We start from the raw sequence: 20,779 nt of genomic DNA, 5'->3' as shown, positions 1-20,779 counted from the left end.
GCCACTGACCTGTAGGAACCGTCCTGATGAACCAAGCCTTCGACGTCGCTGAACTCGCCGCGACTTATGCCAACAAATCCGCCCAGGACATTCTCAAGCTGGCATTCAGCCAGTTCGGTGATGACCTGTGGATCTCCTTCAGCGGTGCCGAGGACGTGGTGCTGGTAGACATGGCCTGGAAGCTGAACAAGAACGTCAAGGTGTTCAGCCTCGACACCGGCCGCCTGCACCCGGAGACCTACCGGTTTATCGAGCAGGTGCGTGAGTTCTACAAGATCGACATCGAGCTGATCTCGCCGGACCAGAGCAAGCTGGAACCCTTCGTCAAGGAAAAGGGCCTGTTCAGCTTCTATAAGGACGGCCATGGCGAATGCTGCGGCGTGCGCAAAATCGAGCCGCTGCGCCGCAAGCTCTCGGGCGTACGCGCCTGGGCCACCGGCCAACGCCGCGACCAGAGCCCTGGCACCCGTAGCCAGGTGGCCGCGCTGGAAATCGACTCGGCGTTCTCTACCCCGGAACGCACCCTGTACAAGTTCAACCCGCTGGCGCAAATGACCAGCGAGGAGATCTGGGGCTATATCCGCATGCTGGAATTGCCTTACAACAGCCTGCATGAGCGCGGTTTTATCAGCATCGGCTGCGAGCCGTGCACCCGCCCGGTACTGCCGAACCAGCATGAACGCGAAGGCCGCTGGTGGTGGGAAGAAGCGACGCAGAAGGAATGCGGGTTGCACGCGGGGAATATCATCAGCAAGGCTTGAAGCTGAGGCTTAAAAAAAACATGTGAGAGGGGGCTTGCTCCCGATAGCGGTGGTCAGCCAGCTCAAGGGTGACTGACACTTTGCTATCGGGAGCAAGCCCCCTCCCACATTTGCTTTGTATTGAGGCTTGAAATGTACACACACATGTAACCATCGGTGCCATTTATGTGTGCAATTTTTACTGAAACGCACCAAAACGTAACAGCTATTTCTGCACACCGTTTGCCCGCCAAATAATCTCTGTCCTGTCCTGAAAATAAATACCTGTTCAATCGGTCAATTTATATCGCTTTTAATTCAGTCAGTTATTTATACACCCGATAAAAACGAAATTAACCACCGGTTTCATAGAACGAAAACTGGCACGTAAGTGGCTTAAGGTGAAATACGCTTTGTATACAATAAATACAAAACCTACATACACTTTGCCATCTTCGGCTTGCTCGCGGATGCGCTGGAGCCTGCCGGAATGCGTACAAGCCTCTCGAATAACATCGCACTGGATCTGCCCTCCTCCTCACTAAACCCGAAGGCCGCCAGCCCCGGCCCGCTGGTCCTCAGCCCACGCCTGCATAACAAAGACCTGGCCCCCACCAAGCTCGAAGGCCGTCGTTGGGGGCGCTACAGCATCTTTGCGTTGTGGACCAATGACGTGCACAACATCGCCAACTACTCATTCGCCATTGGCTTATATGCACTGGGCCTGGGCGGTTGGCAGATTTTGCTGTCCTTGGGGATCGGCGCGGCGCTGGTGTATTTCTTCATGAACTTGTCGGGGTATATGGGGCAGAAGACCGGGGTGCCCTTTCCGGTCATCAGCCGCATCAGTTTCGGCATTCACGGCGCACAGATCCCGGCGTTGATTCGCGCAGTGATTGCGATTGCCTGGTTTGGTATCCAGACCTACCTGGCCTCGGTCGTTTTCCGCGTATTACTGACGGCGATTCACCCAGGCTTTGCCGCTTATGACCACAACTCCATCCTCGGCCTGTCGACCCTGGGCTGGGCGTGTTTTGTAGCGATCTGGCTGGTGCAACTGGCGATTCTCGCCTATGGCATGGAGATGGTGCGCCGCTATGAAGGGTTTGCCGGGCCGGTGATTTTGCTGACCGTGGCCTCGCTGGCCGGCTGGATGTACTTCCAGGTCGGTGGGCATATTGCCTGGTCGATCCGTGAACCGCTGAGCGGCGGCGAGATGTGGCGCAACATTTTCGCCGGTGGCGCCCTGTGGCTGACGATCTACGGCACGCTGATCCTCAACTTCTGTGACTTCGCACGCTCCTCGCCCTGCCGCAAGACGATCCAGGTCGGTAACTTCTGGGGCCTGCCGGTGAATATCCTGGTGTTCGCCGCCATCACCGTGCTGCTGTGCGGCGGGCAGTTCCAGCTCAATGGCCGGGTGATCGAAAGCCCGACCGAGATCATCGCGGCGATCCCCAATACCTTTTTCCTCGTGCTGGGCTGCCTCGCGTTCCTGATCGTCACCGTGGCGGTGAACATCATGGCCAACTTCGTCGCCCCGGCCTTTGTGCTGAGCAACCTGGCGCCCACGTACCTGAACTTCCGCCGCGCCGGGTTGATCAGCGCCACCGTGGCGGTGCTGATCCTGCCGTGGAACCTCTATAACAGCCCGCTGGTGATCGTGTATTTCCTCTCCGGCCTGGGGGCACTGTTGGGGCCGTTGTACGGGGTGATCATGGTCGATTACTGGCTGATCCGTAAAAGCCAGGTGGATGTGCCGCAGCTGTATAGCGAAGACCCCAATGGCGTTTATTACTACAACCGAGGCGTGAATTTACGCGCAGTGGCAGCGTTTATTCCTGCGGCCGTGATCGCCATTCTGCTCGCGCTGTTGCCTGGGTTCGCCAGCGTCTCACCGTTTTCCTGGTTGTTTGGCGCCGGTATTGCAGGGCTGCTGTACCGAGTGATTGCCAAGCGCCAACCGCATTACGCCGATGTCAGCGGCGAGAGCATTGCAGTCGATAACGTCAGTCATTGAACAAGGACCTCCCATGCGCATCCTCGTGGTCAACGTCAACACCACCGAATCCATCACTGAAACCATCGCCCAGCAGGCGCGAGCCGTGGCGGCACCGGGCACCGAGATTGTCGGGCTCACCCCATACTTTGGCGCCGAGTCGGTGGAGGGCAACTTTGAAAGCTACCTGGCAGCCATCGCGGTGATGGACCGGGTGATGGCCTATGACCAGCCGTTCGATGCGGTGATCCAGGCCGGCTACGGCGAGCATGGCCGTGAAGGCTTGCAGGAATTGCTCAACGTGCCGGTGGTGGACATCACCGAAGCGGCGGCCAGCACCGCAATGTTCCTGGGGCATGCCTACTCGGTGGTTACCACCCTGGACCGCACGGTGCCGCTGATCGAAGACCGGCTGAAACTCGCCGGCCTCTACCAGCGCTGTGCCTCGGTGCGCGCCAGCGGCATGGCGGTACTGGAGCTGGAAGAAGACCCGCTCGCCGCCATGGAAGCCATCGTGCGCCAGGCGGAATTGGCCATCCGCGAGGACAAGGCCGAGGTGATCTGCCTCGGTTGCGGCGGCATGGCGGGGCTGGATGAACAGATTCGCCAGCGCACCGGGGTGCCGGTGGTGGATGGGGTGACCGCGGCGGTGACGATTGCCGAAGGGTTGGTGCGGTTGGGGTTGTCGACGTCGAAAATTCGAACCTATGCGACGCCAAGGCCGAAGCAGGTCATGGGCTGGCCCGGCAAATTCGGCCGCTGAAGATTCAATCCCCCGCCCACATTTTGATCGGTGCCTGGCATTAGATAGCGCTGAATTTTTGCCCCAGTTGTTGCTCGGCAAACTGCTCAAGGATGAAATCCACAAACGCCCGGGTCTTGCCGGGCAGCAGTTTGTGTTCGGCGTAGTAGATGGAAATATTACCGTCGTCGACATACCAATCCGGCAGTACGCGCACCACCGCGCCACTGTCGAGGAACGGCACGGCCATCGGCATGCTCACCAGGGCGATGCCCAAGCCTTGGGCGCTGGCACAGCAGGCGGCTTCGGAGTCGCTCATCGTCATCCCGGGCTTGAGCATCAGCGGGCGGTGTTCGCGGTCAACGCGGGTCAGTTGCCAGGAACGCACGCGGCCGGTTTGCGGCGAGCGAATCAGGATACCCAGGCAGCGTGATAAATCTTCGGGCTCCCGCACTGGCGGGCGTTGCGCCAAGTAGTCCGGCGAAGCCACCAGCACCCGGTGCGCCGGCGTCAACTTGCGCGCCACCACCCCTTGGGGCAATTCAAAACCTCCGCCAATGGCGGCATCAAACCCTTGGCCGATCAGGTCGACCTGGCGGTTATCGAAGTGCCAGTCCGGGCTGATAGCCGGAAAACGCTGTATGAATGCCCCCAGCAGCGGCACCACATAGCGATTGCCGAACACCGTGCCCATGCTCACCTTGAGCGTGCCCACCGGCTGCCCTTCGGCACTGGCCAGGTTGGCCACGGCGTTCTGGATGGTGGTCAGACTGCCGCTGACTTCTTCGAGGAACAGCTTGCCGGCTTCGGTCAGCGTAAGGCGTCGGGTGCTGCGCTGAAACAGCCGGACACCCAGGCGTGCCTCAAGTTTGGCGACACTCTTGCCGACCGCCGCCGGGGTCAGGCTCAGGTGCCGGGCGGCCTCGGCAAAGCTGCCTCCCTCGGCGCTGCGCACAAAGCATTCGATACTGCCAAAGCTTTCCATCTCGCCTCATTCCAAACTTTTGGTTTACACAGACTATAGCAATCTCGGTCTACCGGGGCGCGAGGGCGAGGTCGATACTTGGCCCATCAACCACTCGGAGATCGACATGACCCAGCACAACCTCACCGGCAAAGTCGCCTTGATTCAAGGCGGTTCCCGTGGCATCGGCGCCGCTATCGTCAAGCGCCTGGCCGCCCAAGGCGCAGCCGTCGCCTTTACCTACGTCAGCTCGGCCGCCAAAGCCGAAGCCTTGCAGAACAGCGTGATCAGCGAAGGCGGCAAAGCCTTGGCGATTCAGGCCGACAGCGCCGATGCCGGCGCAATCCGCAACGCCGTGAATGCCACCGTCGCAGCGTTTGGGCGCCTGGATATCCTGGTAAACAACGCCGGTGTGCTGGCCATCGCCCCCTTGGAAGACTTCAAACTGGAAGACTTCGACCAGACCTTGGCGATCAACGTGCGCAGTGTGTTTATCGCGACACAGGAGGCTGCCAAGCATATGGGCGAAGGTGGCCGGGTGATCAATATCGGCAGTACCAACGCCGAGCGCATGCCGTTTGGCGGCGGTGGGCCGTATGCGATGAGCAAGGCGGCGCTGGTGGGGTTGACCAAGGGCTTGGCGCGAGACCTTGGGCCACGGGGCATCACCATCAATAACGTGCAACCTGGCCCGGTGGACACTGACATGAACCCGGCGAACGGTGATTTTGCCGAGACGCTGATCGGGTTAATGGCGGTGGGGCGTTATGGGCATGTGGAGGAGATTGCCAGTTTTGTGGCGTATCTGGCCGGGCCGGAAGCCGGGTACATCACTGGGGCAAGCCTGACCATCGATGGTGGCTTCAGCGCCTAGCGCCTTGAAGAACTGCAACCCAATGTGGGAGGGCGCAAGCCCTCCCACATTTTTCGCCGTGTTTATTCAGCGCATCGGTGGCAAGCCATAGGCCGCCAGATCGAAGTCCGCGAGATTGCGGATGATCTGGTCGGCATGCTCGTACTTGCTGTCGGCCATGGCTTCATCGGGCACGGCGATGGCGGTCATATGGGCGGCTTTCGCAGCGGTCACACCGAACGGCGAATCTTCGAACACCAGGCAATCCTGCGGCGCCACGCCCAGGCGGCGGGCGGCGGTAAGAAAGATGTCTGGCGCAGGCTTGGCGGCGCCGACCTCCGGGTCATCGGCCGTGACGATGGTGCCGAACAAGCCAAACCATTCGCGGTGCAAGGTGGTCTTGTGGCCAAACGAATTGCGCGACGAGCTGGTACCCACGGCAATCGGAATATTGTGCGCTTTCAAATGCCGCACCAACGCCTCGGCGCCGGGCATGCCCAGCGCCTTGGGAAAGCGCTCGCTCATCAGCGGTTCACGAATGGCGAGAAATTCAGCCGGTGTGATCGGCAGGTCCAGCGCCTTGACCACGTAGTCGGCCAGGTCCTGGGCACCGCGCCCGATGATGTGCTGCTTGATCCCCCAGTCGTAGGTACGGCCGTAGCGTTCAGCGATGATCTGCGTCACTTCGGTGTAGATGCCTTCGGTATCCAGCAACAACCCATCCATATCAAAGATCACAGCCTTGATCGGGCCGGCACTGAACGGGGCAACGTTACGCGGTGCATTCATCACGACACAACCTGGGTAAAGGACTAAAAGGATTCAGCACAATAACGGCCGCGCTTGCCGGCAAGCAACCCTTTAGACTGTGCGCCCCTCCTTTCGAAGTGCCTGCAATGCTCTACCGCCTAGCCGCCGACAGCCTGGTGCTGTTTCACCTGACCTTCATCCTGTTCGTGCTGTTTGGCGGCCTGCTCACCCTGAAGTGGCGCCGGGTGATCTGGCTGCACCTGCCCGCCGTCGCCTGGGGTATTGCGGTCGAAGTGTTCCACCTGCCCTGCCCGCTTACCCGCTGGGAAAACCTGTTTCGCCACCTGGCCGGGCAGGACGGGTATGGCGGCGGCTTTATCGAGCACTACATCCTGACGCTGATCTACCCCGCCGGCCTCACCCCGAACATTCAACTGGTGCTGGGGGCGGTGGTGGTGTTGATCAACCTCGCGGTGTATGGACGCCTGTTAAAGCGCCAGTAGGCAAGCACCCCAGATCGACCAGCGTGGCCTCCACCGCCTGTTCCAGTGGTGTGTGGGGCTCCTGGCCCAGGGCCGCCACCAGGCGCTGGTTGTCCAGGCGCAACGGGGTTTGCCAGAGGTAGCGCATCTCCAGCATCTCGCGCACGGTGACAACAAAGGGCGCGATCCATGCCATCAACCACCACGGGAAGCGACCGACTCGGGGTTGATGGCCGGTCCTGCGCAGCACCACTCGCTGGATCGCCTGAATCATCTGCGTGCCATCCGTATCCTCATGCCCGGCCATATGAAAGCGCGCGAACGCATCGAGGGTGGCGCGGCGCTCAATCAACTCGACCATCGTGCGCGCCACGTCCGGCAGGTACGCCCATTGATGCGCCATGCCAGGTGTGCCCGGATAGCTGATGGCATGCACCGGTTTGCCCGGTTTGATCAGGCCCTGGGCAAACCAGTTGTTGGCGACCCGGGCGCCGAAAAAGTCCCCGGCCCGTACGATGATCACGCGCACGCCCCGGCGGGAAGCCTGCTCCAGACGTTGCTCCAGTTGCACCCGGATCACGCCCTTGCGGGTCAGTGGGTGCTGGGGCGAGTCTTCGTGCAACACCGGGAAGGCATCCGGCCCGAAGTTGTAGACCGTGCCGGGCAGCACAATAGTCGCGCCTTCGGCGATGGCGGCCGCAATGCTGTTGTCGATCATCGGCAGCACCTGTTCCGCCCAGTTGCGGTAGCCCGGCGGGTTGACCCCGTGGACGATCACCGTACAACCACGGGCAGCGGCAAGCACCTCATCGCGATTGAGCGCATCGCCCTTGACCCAGGTAAAGGCAGCGTTCTGGCTGCGGGCCTTGTCGACATCCCGGGTCAACGCACACACCTCCCAGCCCGCCGCGCTCAACTGGCGTGCCACTTCCCCGCCAATGCCACCGGTTGCACCCAAAACCAGAACCTTGCTCATCACCGTCTCCCGCTGTTGGTTGATGAGGCCATTATGTTCGCGACCTTGCTATAGAGGAATTGCTGAAGACCATCCAGTCGCTATACATTTATGCATGGCAGCGAATATTGGTTGGGAGCTTTACCGGTCGTTCCTCGGCGTACTCAAGGAAGGATCGTTGTCGGGGGCCGCACGGCAGCTCGGCATCACACAGCCCACGGTCGGCCGGCATATCGCCGCGCTGGAAACGGCGCTGGGGGTGGTGCTGTTCACCCGCTCGCCCACCGGTTTGTTACCGACGGCGGTCGCCCACACCCTGCGCGCCCACGCCGAGACCATGGAACGCACCGCCGCCGCTCTTGAGCGGGCCGCCTCCGCCCAGGGTGATGAGGTGCGCGGGGTGGTGCGTGTATCGGCCAGCGAAGTGATCGGCGTGGAAGTGCTGCCGCCGATCCTCACGCACCTGCGCCAACAGTACCCGCACCTCAAGGTCGAGCTGATCCTGACCAACCGCTTGAGCGACCTGCTGCAACTGGAAGCCGACGTTGCCGTGCGCATGGTCCGCCCCCGCCAGGAGCAACTGCTGGCACGGCGTATCGGCCTGATCGAAGTGGGCCTGCATGCCCGGGAAGACTACCTGCAACAACACGGCACCCCGCAGCATATGCAAGATTTGGCCGACCACTCGGTCATCGGCTTCGACCAGGAAACCGCGTTTATCCGCAGCCTGGCGATCAACGGCTTTGAGCGCAGCGCCTTCGCCATCAGCAGCGACAGCGACCTGGCGCAATTGGCGCTGATCCGCGCCGGTGCCGGTATCGGCGGGTGCCAGGTGCAACTGGCCAAGCAAGACCCGCGTTTGCGTCGGGTGCTGCCGGAAGGGTTCGCGTTCAAAATGGATACTTGGGTCACCATGCATGAAGACCTGCGCAACAGCCCACGCTGCCGGGTGACATTTGATGCCTTGGTGGCCGGTTTGCAGCGTTACGTACAGGATTGAGACAGCTTCACTGGTAAAGAATCAAACTCCCTTAATCCCTTCAAAGACGCCCCCATGTCCGAAGCCTTCGAAGTCCCCAGCCCCCACGAAAAGCACATCGAGCACACCACCGAACATGCCCACGGCCGCGGTGACAATTTCGCCAGCCGCATCGCCGTGATGACCGCGCTGATGGCCACCCTCGGCGCCATGCTCAGCTACCAGGCCGGCTCCACCGAAAGCGAAGCGGCGATGGACAAGAACAACGCGGCCATCATCAAGACCGAAGCCGCCAACCAGTGGAATTACTACCAGGCCAAATCCAGCCGGCAAAACCTGGCGGAACTGGCGACCCATATTCCCGGCGTGGACGCTGCGCATTACAAAGATGAGATCGAGCGCTACAAGAACCAGAAGGAAGACGTGCGCAAGCAGGCTGAAAAGCTTGAAGCCACCTCACGGGAATGGGATCAGAAATCCGAAGAGGCGCTGCACCAGCATCATCGCTGGGCCCAGGCGATGACCGCGATTCAGATAGCGATTTCGCTGGCGGCGATTACGTTGCTGACGCGCAAGGAGTGGCTAAAACGTATGTCGTACACCGCCGGCGGTGTTGCCGTCGTGCTGGGCAGCCTGGCGTGGCTGCACATTTAGCGTGTAGCCCCTATAAAAAGTGGTCTAAGCGTGCCTTAACCATGGTCGTAAAGAGTGAAGGCTCTGTCGATCCAAAGGACATGAAAAATACGCTCGCTTCGATAACCGACCATCGCCACACGGTCAAACGCCCTGAATGCCAAAAGCCTGACGTCATCAGTAACAAATGGCGGGATTGCGGCGCGGATACTACCTCTGGCGATAGTCTCAGTACCCAGCAAGTGACGATCTTGCTGGCGTATATCCCGCCAAGACAGCCGGCTCAGCCTTCTGAGTTTATCCAGCATCTTAGATCGTTCTTCCTGCTGGCAGTCTTGGATGCACCATCCGGCCTGGAGGAACTCAAAAGAAAAAACAGGCGGTTTCAGATCAGAGTCATCTGTTTCAACAGATGATTTTCTCGCCTTGATCTGGCCACCTTTTGCCCCTCTATCCTTGAGTCTGGACATTGATCAATTCACCAGGTGTTCCTTGAAGTAAGCTTCCATTTCCTGCTGAGGAATGGTTCGACTGAATTCACCTTCTTCAAAATTATTACGCCAAGGCGTCTCTTCATGAGTGAGTTGACGTAACTTCCAGGCTGAAAACTGACCGTATACGTCGAACACTTCATTCAACAAGTGCTGTTGTTCAGGGCTAAAGACACTTGGGTTGAAGTCATTTGGAAGTGGAATTGCTCCAGACCCGTAGCGGCTGAAGCGGCGATAAAGATCAGGAACTACCGGCCCATGCATCCACGCCTCTATTGGCTCCGAAAACAGCGGCTGCCCATGGAGGGCGAGACTGAATCCTTGGGCATAATAAGCCAGCTTCTGAATTTTGAGATTCGAGATCTCGCTACTTTCCCCTTCCAAGCAAAGAAAATAGTTGGCGACATCTATGCTGCTCGGCATTAGCAATCCTCTCCAATTGATGCAATTCCTTTGCACCTTGCATCTACAAAAATGATGCCGCGATTCTGCACAGCCTCATATTACCCGTCAATTTACCCGTCAATTTCCAGTTAACACATCGCTACCGGTCACCGCTCTCCAAAGACTAGTCAGACACTGTTCATAAATACAGTACTTTTCAAGTGAATCGACGAAAGGTCAGTCAGCTCACTTCCCACTGAGAAAAACCACAGAAGCGCGTCCGTGCCTTTCCTTGGGCTGCCTCGCCATTCGCTATATAGTAAATAGCATAACGCTAACACCTACTCGAGGAGATACCGGTGTCCACACAACCCAAGGAAGCCGTGGGCGCCGCCTACAGCCTCGATTCCATGCGCTACGCCCAAGCCATGACCTGGCAAGCCATCGGCCAGCTCGCCCAACGCATCCACCCCGGCATGCTTGAATCCGAAGCCCGCGAGCTGGGCAAGCAAGTGCTCGCCGACCTCGACATGCAGCGTATCTGGCACCCGCTGCTGGTGCGCTTCGGCGCCAACACCCTCAAGACCTTCAAGCAACGCTCCGAGGGCGACCCGGCCTTGGGTGAAAACGATATTTTCTTCATCGACATGGGCGCCGTGTGGCAAGGGCACGAAGGTGACGCCGGCGCCACCTTCACCACCGGCAACGACCCCGACATGATCGCCTGCGCCAGCGCCGCCAAAGCACTGTTCCACCGCGTAGAATCGCGCTGGAAAACCCAGCAAGTCGCGGGCCTTGAGCTTTACCGCTATGCCGAAGAACAAGCGCGGGCCATGGGCTGGCAACTGAACCTCGACATCCAGGGCCACCGTGTCAGCGACTTCCCCCACGCCATCCACCGTGGCGGGGACCTGGGCGATTTCGAGCATTACCCGAACGCAGGTCTGTGGATCCTGGAAATCCAGATCGCCCACCCGACCAAGCCCTACGGCGCCTTCTACGAAGACTTACTCGCCTGATCCCTCAGAGGAATACACATGGAACATTCCACCTCATTTCCCGTGCTGTTGTTTTCCTACGGCACCTTGCAAGACAAGGCCGTGCAACTGGCCAACTTCGGCCGTGAATTAGTTGGGCAGCAGGACGCCATGCTGGGCTATTCGCAAAGCTGGGTAGAAATCACCGACCCCGAAGTGCTCGCGACCAGCGGCAAGACCCACCACCCCATCGTCGCACCTAGCACGGAAAAAGCCGCCAGCGTTGAAGGCATGGTCTTTCAGATCAACGAGCAGGAACTGGCGGCGGCAGATGCCTATGAAGTGTCGGACTACAAGCGGGTCTCAGTGGCATTGGCCTCGGGCCTGACCGCTTGGGTCTATGTGCAAGCCTGAGCCTGAAACCTTGGCTGGCCGATTTCAATCTGCCAGCCAAGCGATTAAAGTGTCGCGCCCTCGAGAATTGGATCTCGGGATTGAGTCCATGGAGTTACTTAGTGAAGTACGTCAGTAAAGTAGTTGCAGCAGCTGTTCTCGGTTTCACCCTCGCCGGCTGCACCGGTACCGCCATCAAATCCCCGCAATACGACAGCAGCCAATACACCGTGCTGGGCCACAGTGAAGCCAGCGCCACCGGCATCATGCTGTTCGGCTTGATCCCGATTGGCCAGAACAGCCGTTTCGTACGCGCTCAAGATGCTGCGATCAAGGCAAAAGGCGGCGACGCACTGATCAACACTCAGGTCCAGGAAAACTGGTTCTGGGCTTGGGTACTCAGCGGCTACACCACCAAGATTTCCGGTGATGTAATCAAGCTGAAAACCGCGCACTAAGTATCACGTTGTCAGGGCGCTGACCCTGGCAAGGGACGTATCATGGGCCTGACTCTCGAGGATGGCCCATGAACCTCAGTATTCTCCACGCACTCGCGGCTGCCGCCCTGTTCGGCGCCAGCACCCCGCTCGCCAAAAGCCTCGGCCTGGGCCTCTCGCCCGTGCTGCTCGCCGGCCTGCTCTACCTCGGCAGCGGCCTCGGGCTCGCCGGCGTACGCCTCATCCGTGATCGCGGCTGGAAGCCCTCCGGGCTAACCCCCTCGGAATGGCCCTGGTTACTCGGCGCCATCGCCTTCGGCGGCATCCTCGGGCCCGTAGCGCTCATGTTCGGCCTGACCCGCACCGCCGGCGCAACCGCCTCCCTGATGCTCAACCTTGAATCGGTACTGACCGCCGTTATCGCCTGGCTCGTGTTCAGAGAAAACGCCGACCGCCGCATCGTCCTCGGCATGCTCGCCATCGTGCTGGGCGGCGTGGTGTTGTCCTGGACCGGCACCGGCGGCACCAGCCAAGGCTGGACCGGACCGCTTGCCGTTGCACTGGCGTGCTTGTGCTGGGGGATCGATAACAACCTCACACGCAAAGTGTCAGCCTCCGACGCGCTGTTTATCGCCGGGGCCAAGGGCCTGATTGCGGGGCTGGTCAATTGCAGCCTGGCGCTTTACCTCGGCGCGCAAGTGCCCGGCGTGGCGCAACTGGCGCCGATCCTACTGGTGGGATTCCTCGGCTATGGCGTCAGCCTGGTCATGTTCGTGCTGGCGCTACGCGGGTTGGGCAGCGCACGCACGGGGGCGTACTTCTCGACGGCCCCCTTCCTCGGCGCCGCAGTGGCCTTGCTGGTGTTTGGAGAGTCAGTAACCGTAGCGTTCTGGATCGCCTCGGCGCTGATGGCGGTGGGCGTGTGGCTGCACCTGACAGAGCGGCACGCCCACGAGCATCTGCATGAAGCGACCGAACACGGGCACCGGCATGTGCATGATGAACATCATCAGCATGAACATGACTTTGAGTGGGACCCCACAGAGCCGCATAGTCATGTGCATGTTCATAGCCCGATGAGACATAGCCATGCGCATTTTCCGGATGTGCATCATCGGCATAGGCATTGAGGCATCAATTGGAGCAACGCCCTATCGGAAGCAAGACACTCCCGCGGCTCAAAATCCCAGCTCGGTCGCGCAGTGAACGATCGGGTTTGGTGACCACATGTCGTAGGGCAACGGATGGAGAGTCCGCGCGGGTGATCTCGGACAATAATTTTCAGGGTCAGAAATCACAAAACCCCTGGTTTCTCTCGAAACCAGGGGTTTTGTTTACATCGAATGTGGCGGTGAAGGAGAGATTCGAACTCTCGATACAATTTCTTGTATACACACTTTCCAGGCGTGCTCCTTAAGCCACTCGGACACTTCACCGTATCTCGTCAAACCAGTTCAGTCTGTCGAGGCGCGCTAATGTAGTCGAAAGCCTTTCTGATGGCAAAGGTTTTTTTCAGAATTTTCATGCGGTTAGACGGTTATGCCGTGGGGCGTCCTGCAAGGGGCGCTGATTCTGCCATTCTTGGGCAGCGGCGAGATGCGTCTGGCAGGGCGGCCGCGCTCTGCTACGGGCTGTCTACGCGTGGGCGGGTGGGGAAAGTCTGACTGGGCAGTCAGTCACAGCGCTTTACCAGGGCGGGCGTGGTGGGTAACGTCTGCGCATGCTCTTCTATAAACAGCCTATCGATAACAAACCCTACAAGGAACCGCGTCATGAGTGAGTTGATTGCCTACCACCTCGAAGACGGTATCGCGACCCTGACCTTGAGCAACGGCAAGGTGAATGCCATTTCTCCGGCGGTGGTCAGTGAGTTCAATGCGGCGCTGGATCAGGCCGAGAAGGATCGGGCGGTGGTGATCATCACCGGTACGCCGGGGATTCTGTCGGGTGGTTATGATCTGAAGGTGATGACGGCCGGCCCTAAAGAAGCCATCAGCCTGGTGACGTCGGGCTCGACCTTGGCGCGGCGCCTGCTGTCGCACCCGTTCCCGGTGATCGTGGCGTGCCCTGGGCATGCGGTGGCCAAAGGTGCGTTCCTGTTGTTGTCGGCCGATTACCGCATTGGCGTGGAAGGCCCGTTCAGCATTGGCCTGAATGAAGTGGCGATCGGCATGACCATGCACCACGCCGGTATCGAATTGGCGCGAGATCGTCTGCGCAAGTCGGCGTTTCATCGCTCGGTGATCAATGCCGAGATGTTTAACCCCCAAGGCGCGTTGCAAGCGGGTTTCCTCGATAAGGTGGTGGCGCCAGAGGAACTGCATGCCGCGGCGTTGGAAGCGGCACGCCAGTTGAAGAAGATCAATATGAACGCCCACAAGCACACCAAGCTGAAGGTGCGTAAGGCGCTGCTGGAAGCCCTGGACGAGGCAATCATCCAGGATCAGGGCCATAACCTGGTCTAACTTCCTACACCTGATTTGCCCGAGCCCGGCCTTGAGTCGGGCTTTTTCTTATAAATTGATCGGAAACGTCTGCAGCCGCTCTAGGCCGCCTTTATCGGCACACGTTGAAACATGTACTTAAACATCGCCTATCTCCTACGTCTGTAGGGGCAATTGCCGAATACAGTGCACATCCGTACACTGCGCCACCTTTTGTCCCGATGGGCCGTATCGATGCTTTTTCTGTTACGTATGTTGTTGATGAGCCTGCACTTTATGGTCGCCGGTGTACTGGGCGTGCTCGTCGGCGTCTGCCGGCCGTTCAACCCGGACAACAGCCGCCTGTGTGCCCGCCTCTACGCGCTGCCGGCCATGTGGATTCTGGGCTTGAACGTGAAGGCTGATGTCGACTCACTGCGCAACAAGCCCGGCACCTGCGTGATCATCGCCAACCATCAGTCCAACTATGACCTGTTTGTGTTCGGCAATGTGGTCCCGCACCGCACGGTGTGTATCGCCAAGAAAAGCCTGAAATGGGTGCCGTTGTTCGGCCAGTTGTTCTGGCTGGCGGGCAACGTGCTGATCGACCGTGGTAATGCACACAAGGCACGCCGCGCGATGCTCACCACCACCCATACCTTGCAGCATGAGGACACGTCGATCTGGGTGTTCCCCGAGGGTACGCGCAACCTGGGCAAAGGCTTGCTGCCGTTCAAGAAAGGCGCGTTCCATATGGCGATTGCCGCGGGCGTGCCCATCGTGCAGGTGTGTGTCAGCAATTACGTCACCCACATGCAGCTCAATCGTTGGAACAGTGGTGATGTGCTCATCCGTTCGTTGCCGCCGATTCCTACCACTGGCCTGACTTCGGATGACGTTCCCCAGTTGATGCAGGCCTGTCAGACGCAGATGGATGAATGCATCACAGCGATGGATCGTGAGCTTGCAGGAGCAAGCTTGCTCACGGCTACAACAAGCCCAATGGAACGTCATTCAGGCTAAGCTGCCCAACACCTGTCCTCCTAACAAGAAGTGATCAGCACCATGGGTAGAGTTGTTGCGGCAGCCGTCTACAGCGCCGGTAAGAAAGTCACTGATATCACCCTCGACGAAGGCGCGGCCTGGGCCGCCAAGCCCGATCACTTTGTGTGGATCGGCCTGGAAGAACCCAACGCCCACGAGCTGGCCAACCTGCAACGCCAGTTCAACCTGCATGAACTGGCGATCGAAGACGCCCTGGAAAAACACAGCCGCCCCAAGCTGGAAACTTTTGGCGACGCGCTGTTTATCGTCACCTACTCACCGGTGCGCGAGAACGGCAAGCTGGAGTTTATCGAGACCCATATCTTTGCCGGTACCGGCTACATCATCACCGCCCGCAACGGTCACTCGGCGTCCTACGGTTATGTGCGCCAACGCTGTGAGGCGCGGCCATTGCTGTTGGAGCATGGGGAAGATTTCGTACTCTATGCGCTGCTGGATTTCGTCACCGAAAACTACCAGCCGGTGAGCGAGGCCATCCAGGCCGAGATCGATGAGCTGGAGCGCAACGTGTTGTGCAAAGCCCTCAATGAAACCGATATCCAGAACCTCCACGGCCTGCGCCGTGACGTGCTGCGGCTCAAGCGGTACGTAGCGCCGATGGTGGAGATCAGCCAGGAACTGCAGAAGCTGAGCTTCCCGTTTATCGACAAGAACATGCGCCCGTACTTCCGCGACGTGCAGATCCACGTGACACGGCAGATGGAAGACCTCACCACCCTGCGCGATATCGCCAGCCAGACCATCGAGATCGGTGTGTTGCTGGAGGCGTCACGCCAGAGCGTGGTGCAGCGCAAGTTCGCGGCCTGGGCGGCGATCCTCGCCTTCCCCACGGCGGTGGCGGGGATTTATGGGATGAACTTCCAGAACATGCCCGAGCTGCAATGGCACTACGGCTATTTTGCGGTGCTCGGGTTTATTGCGGTGGGCTGCACCGGCTTGTGGGCCAGCTTCAAGCGGTCGGGCTGGCTTTAAGCGCTAGCCTCAGGCTTGTGTGCCACAAAGCGCATCATCCATTCCGCCACGGTTGCGCCGTGGTGGTCGCGCGCCAGGCTGGCGACGCCATGGGTGTAGACCTTTTCGCCCAGGGTGGTCTGAAGAATCTCCAGCAGCTCGCGGGAATAGTCATGGATGAATTCCGGGTGGCCCTGGAAGCACAGCACCTGGTCTTCGATGTGGTACGCCGCATACGGGCAAAAATCGCTGGAGGCGATCACCGTGGCGTTTTCCGGCAGGGTGGTCACTTGGTCCTGGTGGCTGATCAGCAGGGTCAGCTCTTCCACCACCGGGCTCATCCAGGGTGCCTTGGCGTTGAGTTTGTAGTCGTGGATACCCATGCCCCAACCTTTGCTCGCACGCTCGGTCTTGCCGCCCAACAGCAGCGCCAATAACTGGTGACCAAAGCACACACCCAACAACTTGTCGCCGCGCTCATAGCGCTCGAGCAGGTAGGTCTTGAGGGTTTGGATCCAAGGGTCGGTGCCGAAGGAATCGGCTTTGCTGCCGGTGATCAGGTACGCGTCAAAGACTTCATCATCCGAGGGGTATTCGCCCTGCACCACGTTGTAGACGACAAAGTCGGCAGCAATCGGCTGCTTGGAGAACAGGCGCTTGAACATCTGCCCGTAGCCTTGGTACTCATCGATCAAAGCGGGACGCAGAATATCGGTTTCCAGGATGCAGACGCGTAGCGACATAAAAAATACCTGACACGGCGATGGGAATAATGAACACCCCCAGAGCCTGCCTTGAAATGTACCTGCAAAGCAAGTCCCCTGTGGGAGGGGGCTTGCTCCCGATAGCGCCCTACCTGAAGCTCCGCCATCGACAGCAAGCGCCCTCTCACATCTTGATCACCTGAAGACCTCGCCTTGTGCCGCTTTTTCCAACAACAACGCCGGCGGCGAGAACCGCTCCCCATACTGCTCGGCCAGGTAGCGAGCGCGGGCGATGAACTCATTCAACCCGTACTGGTTGATAAATTGCAGCGCGCCGCCACTCCACGCGGCAAAGCCAATGCCGAAGATCGAACCCACGTTGGCGTCGGCCGTGGACATCAACACGCCCTCCTCCACACAGCGTACGGTTTCGATGGCCTGGATAAACAGCAAGCGGTCGCGTACGTCCTGTGCTGAAATCTGCTGCCCCGGTTGTTCAAAGCGGGTTTTCAGTTCGGGCCACAAATACTTCTGCCCCCCCGCCGGATACTCATAGAAACCGCCACCCGCCGCCTTGCCGACGCGCTTGTATTCGTTAACCAACAGGTCGATCACCGCCGTCGCCGGATGCGTCGGCACGGCCTTGCCTTCCGCCAGCAGATCCTTGGCCGTTTGCTGTCGGATATGGCTCATCAGGCTCAGAGACACTTCATCGGACACCGCCAACGGCCCCACCGGCATGCCGGCCTTGCGCGCCTCGGTTTCGATCATCGGCGCGGCGACGCCTTCGCCGAGCATGGCGATGCCTTCGTTGGTGAAGGTGCCGAACACCCGCGAGGTGAAGAAGCCACGACTGTCGTTGACCACAATCGGGGTTTTCTTGATTTGCAGTACGAAATCGAAACCTCGGGCCAGGGTTTCGTCGCTGGTGCGCGCGCCCTTGATGATCTCCACCAAGGGCATCTTGTCCACCGGGCTGAAGAAATGCAGGCCAATGAACTTACCTGGGTCGGGTACGGCGGTTGCCAGGCCGCTGATGGGCAAGGTCGACGTGTTGGACGCGATCACCGCGTCGGCACCGACCACCCGTTGCGCAGCGGCCGAGACCCTGGCCTTGAGTTCGCGGTCTTCGAACACGGCTTCGATGATCAGGTCGCAACCGACCAGGTCGGCGTCATCCTGCGTAGGATGAACCCGCGCGAGGGTGGTTTCGCGCTGCTCGGCGGTCAGTTGCCCACGGCTGACTTTCTTGTCCAGCAGCGCGGCTGAATGGGCCTTGCCTTTCTCGGCAGCCGCCAGGCTGATGTCCTTGAGTACCACGTCGATACCCGCACAGGCACTGACATAAGCGATGCCCGCGCCCATCATCCCAGCGCCCAGCACGCCGACCTTGCGCGTGACGCAAGGGGCAAAACCCTGGGGCCGCGAGCGGCCGGCGTTGATTTCATTGAGCTGGAACCAGAAGGTGCCGATCATGTTCTTCGCCACCTGCCCGGTCACCAGTTCGGTGAAGTAGCGGGTTTCGATCAGGTGCGCGGTGTCGAAATCCACCTGGGCACCTTCGACGGCGGCACACAGGATTTTCTCCGGCGCCGGGAAGCAGCCATGGGTCTTGCTGCGCAAGATCGACGGGGCAATGGCGAGCATCTGTGCCACTTTCGGGTTCGACGGTGTGCCGCCAGGAATCTGGTAACCCTTGTTGTCCCAGAGTTGTTGAGCCTGCGGATTAGCCAGAATCCAGGCGCGGGACTTGGCCAGCAGCTCATCGCGATCTGCGGCCAACTCATCAATCAAGCCCGCTTGCAATGCCTGGGCCGGCCGGATTTTTTTTCCTTCGAGCAGATACGGCAGGGCTTTTTCCAAGCCCAGCAGACGCACCGTGCGTACGACTCCGCCGCCGCCCGGCAACAGGCCAAGGGTGACTTCCGGCAAGCCCAGTTGCACGGACTTGTCGTCGAGCGCAACCCGGTAATGGCAGGCCAGGCAAATCTCCCAGCCACCGCCCAAGGCCGCGCCGTTGATCGCGGCGACCACCGGTTTACCGAGGGTTTCCAGGCGGCGCAATTGCGCCTTCAATACCCGCACGCTGTCGTAGAATTGCTTGGCGTGGGCCTTGTCGACCTGGATCAGTTCATTGAGGTCGCCACCGGCGAAAAAGGTTTTCTTCGCCGAGGTAATGACCACGCCGGCAAGCGTGTCCTTTTCCGCTTCCAGGCGCGCGACCGTGGCGGCCATGGCCTCGCGGTACGCGGCGTTCATGGTGTTGGCGCTCTGGCCGGGCATGTCGAGGGTCAGCACCACGATCTGGTCCTGGCCTTTTTCGTAACGAATGGCGTCGGTCATGACAAATTCCTTGGGCTCAGAGGCGTTCGATAATGGTGGCGATGCCCATGCCACCGCCGACACACAGGGTGGCCAGGCCGTAGCGCTGCTGACGCACCTCCAGCTCATCGAGCAAGGTGCCGAGAATTGCGCAGCCGGTCGCGCCCAGCGGATGGCCCAGGGCGATGGAGCCGCCGTTCACGTTGACCCGGGCAGCGTCGATGCCCATGTCCTTGATGAACTTGAGCACCACCGAGGCAAACGCTTCGTTGACTTCAAACAGGTCGATGTCTTCAACGCGCAGGCCGGCCTTGGCCAGGGCTTTGCGGGTGGCCGGCGCCGGGCCGGTCAGCATGATGGTCGGGTCGGTGCTGGTCACTGCCGTGGCGACAATACGCGCTCGCGGTTGCAGGCCCAGTTCACGCCCCTTGGCCTCGGAGCCGATCAACATCAACGCGGCGCCGTCGACGATGCCAGAGCTGTTACCCGGCGTGTGCACATGCTGGATGCGCTCCACCTGGCTATAGACCCGCAGCGCGGTCGCGTCGAAGCCCATCTGGCCCATCATCTCGAAACTGGGCTTGAGCTTGCCGAGGCCCTCGAGGGTCGAGTCGCCACGAATAAATTCGTCATGGTCCAGCAGGACGATGCCATTCTGGTCCTGCACCGCGATCAGCGACTTGTTGAAGGAACCATCTGCCCGTGCCCTGGCGGCTTTGCGCTGGGACTGTAGGGCAAAGGTATCGACGTCCTCGCGGGTGAAGCCTTCCAAGGTGGCAATCAGATCGGCGCCAATGCCTTGCGGAGTGAAGTGGCTATGCATATTGGTTTGCGGGTCGAGTACCCAGGCTCCGCCATCACTGCCCATGGGCACACGGGACATGGACTCGACACCGCCGACCACCACCAGGTCTTCAAAGCCGGAACGCACCTTCATCGCCCCCAGGTTGACCGCTTCCAGACCCGAGGCACAGAAGCGGTTGACCTGTACGCCGGCGACGCTGATGTCCCAGTCGGCCACCAGCGCGGCGGTCTTGGCGATGTCGGCGCCCTGGTCGCCTATCGGAGTCACGCAGCCGAGGACGATGTCATCCACCTGGCGCGTATCAAGGTCACTGCGTTGCGCCAGTGCGGTGAGCAAGCCGGCCACCAGGTTTACCGGCTTGACGCTGTGCAAGGCACCGTCGGCCTTGCCTTTGCCCCGGGGCGTGCGTATCGCATCAAAGATCAAAGCTTGGGTCATGACATCCTCGAACCGCTGTGCATGTGTGCCCCTACCTTAGGCCCGATTGACACGGTTTCAATGACGGATGCGCTCATTGCTTTTGACCCCCTCGCTCGGACGAACGGTAGGCAACGACCGGAAACCACGGGTTAATCGTTTTAGCTGTCTAGCCCTAGGGCTGGCGCCAGGATGGCAATAAGCCTCATAGCGTTTTTAGCGCAAACACTGCTTAGCTGATATGAAATGGATCTAAGCCACGAAGAGCGAGGGCTCTAAGGTTGAATCTGTAAGAGGTTGCTGCCGGGTTTTG

General features: G+C 59.8%; 22 protein-coding genes and 1 tRNA gene. 14 read left to right on the top strand and 9 right to left on the bottom strand.

All coding sequences use genetic code 11. From position 1 onward, the window contains the following. The first annotated feature begins 26 nt into the window (after positions 1–26). The 3 genes from M5B43_RS11295 (at position 27) to M5B43_RS11285 (ending at position 3,502) form a co-directional block, all read left to right on the top strand. The gene (locus tag M5B43_RS11295) at positions 27–761 is read left to right on the top strand and encodes a phosphoadenylyl-sulfate reductase (protein WP_248750181.1); all 735 of its coding nucleotides are present in this window, start codon (positions 27–29) and stop codon (positions 759–761) included. Positions 762–1,230: 469 nt separating this feature from the next. Then, the gene (locus tag M5B43_RS11290) at positions 1,231–2,760 is read left to right on the top strand and encodes an NCS1 family nucleobase:cation symporter-1 (RefSeq protein ID WP_248750180.1); all 1,530 of its coding nucleotides are present in this window, start codon (positions 1,231–1,233) and stop codon (positions 2,758–2,760) included. A gap of 13 nt (positions 2,761–2,773) precedes the next feature. Continuing rightward, positions 2,774–3,502 (top strand): aspartate/glutamate racemase family protein, encoded by a 729-nt coding sequence (locus M5B43_RS11285; RefSeq protein WP_248750179.1) that lies wholly within the window; start codon positions 2,774–2,776, stop codon positions 3,500–3,502. A 40-nt stretch (positions 3,503–3,542) separates the two neighbouring features. Here the strand turns inward: M5B43_RS11285 and M5B43_RS11280 are convergent, their stop codons facing one another. Further along, the gene (locus M5B43_RS11280) at positions 3,543–4,466 is read right to left on the bottom strand and encodes a LysR family transcriptional regulator (protein ID WP_248750178.1); all 924 of its coding nucleotides are present in this window, start codon (positions 4,464–4,466) and stop codon (positions 3,543–3,545) included. Positions 4,467–4,572: 106 nt separating this feature from the next. Here M5B43_RS11280 and M5B43_RS11275 point away from each other — a divergent pair, with 106 nt between their 5' ends. Next, positions 4,573–5,319 carry a 3-oxoacyl-ACP reductase family protein gene (locus M5B43_RS11275; protein ID WP_248750177.1) on the top strand — a complete coding sequence of 249 codons (747 nt, stop codon included), beginning with the start codon at positions 4,573–4,575 and terminating at the stop codon, positions 5,317–5,319. A gap of 66 nt (positions 5,320–5,385) precedes the next feature. Here M5B43_RS11275 and M5B43_RS11270 read toward each other — a convergent pair whose 3' ends face one another. Continuing rightward, a complete protein-coding gene (locus M5B43_RS11270; protein ID WP_248750176.1) occupies positions 5,386–6,087 on the bottom strand; it encodes an HAD-IA family hydrolase in 702 nt (233 codons plus the stop codon). 107 nt (positions 6,088–6,194) lie between these two features. Between M5B43_RS11270 and M5B43_RS11265 the strand changes: the two genes are divergently transcribed. Then, entirely contained in the window at positions 6,195–6,551 is a 357-nt protein-coding gene (locus M5B43_RS11265) for a DUF2784 domain-containing protein (RefSeq protein ID WP_248750175.1), read from the top strand. On the opposite strand, the gene M5B43_RS11260 is transcribed toward M5B43_RS11265, so the two are convergent. Then, entirely contained in the window at positions 6,511–7,506 is a 996-nt protein-coding gene (locus tag M5B43_RS11260) for an NAD-dependent epimerase/dehydratase family protein (protein ID WP_248750174.1), read from the bottom strand. The two genes, M5B43_RS11265 and M5B43_RS11260, sit on opposite strands and share 41 nt — an antisense overlap. A 94-nt stretch (positions 7,507–7,600) precedes the next feature. Between M5B43_RS11260 and M5B43_RS11255 the strand changes: the two genes are divergently transcribed. Together M5B43_RS11255 and M5B43_RS11250 are read left to right on the top strand one after the other, a co-directional pair. Continuing rightward, positions 7,601–8,485, top strand: a complete 885-nt coding sequence (locus tag M5B43_RS11255; protein WP_248750173.1) for a LysR family transcriptional regulator — start codon at positions 7,601–7,603, stop codon at positions 8,483–8,485. A gap of 54 nt (positions 8,486–8,539) precedes the next feature. After that, the gene (locus tag M5B43_RS11250) at positions 8,540–9,118 is read left to right on the top strand and encodes a DUF4337 domain-containing protein (protein WP_248750172.1); all 579 of its coding nucleotides are present in this window, start codon (positions 8,540–8,542) and stop codon (positions 9,116–9,118) included. Between the two features lie 35 nt (positions 9,119–9,153). Here the strand turns inward: M5B43_RS11250 and M5B43_RS11245 are convergent, their stop codons facing one another. Both M5B43_RS11245 and M5B43_RS11240 read right to left on the bottom strand, forming a co-directional pair. Further along, positions 9,154–9,567 carry a hypothetical protein gene (locus M5B43_RS11245; RefSeq protein WP_248750171.1) on the bottom strand — a complete coding sequence of 138 codons (414 nt, stop codon included), beginning with the start codon at positions 9,565–9,567 and terminating at the stop codon, positions 9,154–9,156. A 3-nt stretch (positions 9,568–9,570) separates the two neighbouring features. Then, entirely contained in the window at positions 9,571–10,011 is a 441-nt protein-coding gene (locus tag M5B43_RS11240) for a type II toxin-antitoxin system antitoxin SocA domain-containing protein (protein WP_248750170.1), read from the bottom strand. Positions 10,012–10,331: 320 nt separating this feature from the next. On the opposite strand from M5B43_RS11240, the gene M5B43_RS11235 reads away from it, so the two are divergent. The 4 genes from M5B43_RS11235 (at position 10,332) to M5B43_RS11220 (ending at position 12,909) form a co-directional block, all read left to right on the top strand. Then, positions 10,332–10,991 (top strand): M24 family metallopeptidase, encoded by a 660-nt coding sequence (locus tag M5B43_RS11235; protein ID WP_248750169.1) that lies wholly within the window; start codon positions 10,332–10,334, stop codon positions 10,989–10,991. Between the two features lie 18 nt (positions 10,992–11,009). Further along, entirely contained in the window at positions 11,010–11,363 is a 354-nt protein-coding gene (locus tag M5B43_RS11230; protein WP_248750168.1) for a gamma-glutamylcyclotransferase family protein, read from the top strand. A 101-nt stretch (positions 11,364–11,464) separates the two neighbouring features. After that, entirely contained in the window at positions 11,465–11,800 is a 336-nt protein-coding gene (locus M5B43_RS11225; protein ID WP_248750167.1) for a hypothetical protein, read from the top strand. Between the two features lie 68 nt (positions 11,801–11,868). After that, positions 11,869–12,909, top strand: coding sequence for a DMT family transporter (locus tag M5B43_RS11220; protein ID WP_248750166.1), 1,041 nt, complete (start codon positions 11,869–11,871; stop codon positions 12,907–12,909). Between the two features lie 216 nt (positions 12,910–13,125). Here M5B43_RS11220 and M5B43_RS11215 read toward each other — a convergent pair. Beyond that, a tRNA-Ser gene (locus tag M5B43_RS11215) sits at positions 13,126–13,215 on the bottom strand. Positions 13,216–13,551: 336 nt separating this feature from the next. Between M5B43_RS11215 and M5B43_RS11210 the strand changes: the two genes are divergently transcribed. From M5B43_RS11210 to M5B43_RS11200, 3 genes are all read left to right on the top strand, one after another. Beyond that, positions 13,552–14,244: a crotonase/enoyl-CoA hydratase family protein gene (locus M5B43_RS11210; protein WP_248750165.1), complete on the top strand. Its 693-nt coding sequence runs from the start codon at positions 13,552–13,554 to the stop codon at positions 14,242–14,244. Between the two features lie 213 nt (positions 14,245–14,457). Beyond that, on the top strand, positions 14,458–15,225 hold the full coding sequence (locus M5B43_RS11205) for a 1-acylglycerol-3-phosphate O-acyltransferase (RefSeq protein ID WP_248750164.1): 768 nt from the start codon (positions 14,458–14,460) through the stop codon (positions 15,223–15,225). A 42-nt stretch (positions 15,226–15,267) separates the two neighbouring features. Next, positions 15,268–16,239, top strand: coding sequence for a magnesium and cobalt transport protein CorA (locus tag M5B43_RS11200; protein WP_248750163.1), 972 nt, complete (start codon positions 15,268–15,270; stop codon positions 16,237–16,239). On the opposite strand, the gene M5B43_RS11195 is transcribed toward M5B43_RS11200, so the two are convergent. From M5B43_RS11195 to M5B43_RS11185, 3 genes are all read right to left on the bottom strand, one after another. Next, positions 16,236–16,961, bottom strand: a complete 726-nt coding sequence (locus M5B43_RS11195; protein ID WP_248750162.1) for an amidotransferase — start codon at positions 16,959–16,961, stop codon at positions 16,236–16,238. The two genes, M5B43_RS11200 and M5B43_RS11195, sit on opposite strands and share 4 nt — an antisense overlap. A gap of 156 nt (positions 16,962–17,117) precedes the next feature. Beyond that, on the bottom strand, positions 17,118–19,265 hold the full coding sequence (locus M5B43_RS11190) for a 3-hydroxyacyl-CoA dehydrogenase NAD-binding domain-containing protein (protein WP_248750161.1): 2,148 nt from the start codon (positions 19,263–19,265) through the stop codon (positions 17,118–17,120). A gap of 16 nt (positions 19,266–19,281) precedes the next feature. After that, positions 19,282–20,487 (bottom strand): acetyl-CoA C-acetyltransferase, encoded by a 1,206-nt coding sequence (locus M5B43_RS11185; protein ID WP_248750160.1) that lies wholly within the window; start codon positions 20,485–20,487, stop codon positions 19,282–19,284. Between the last annotated feature and the right edge of the window lie 292 nt (positions 20,488–20,779).

The sequence above is a fragment of the Pseudomonas sp. MWU15-20650 genome (assembly GCF_023242475.1).
Classification (GTDB): Bacteria; Pseudomonadota; Gammaproteobacteria; order Pseudomonadales; family Pseudomonadaceae; genus Aquipseudomonas.
Note: the sequence above shows the minus strand (reverse complement) of the source record. Positions and strands in the feature narration are given on the sequence as shown.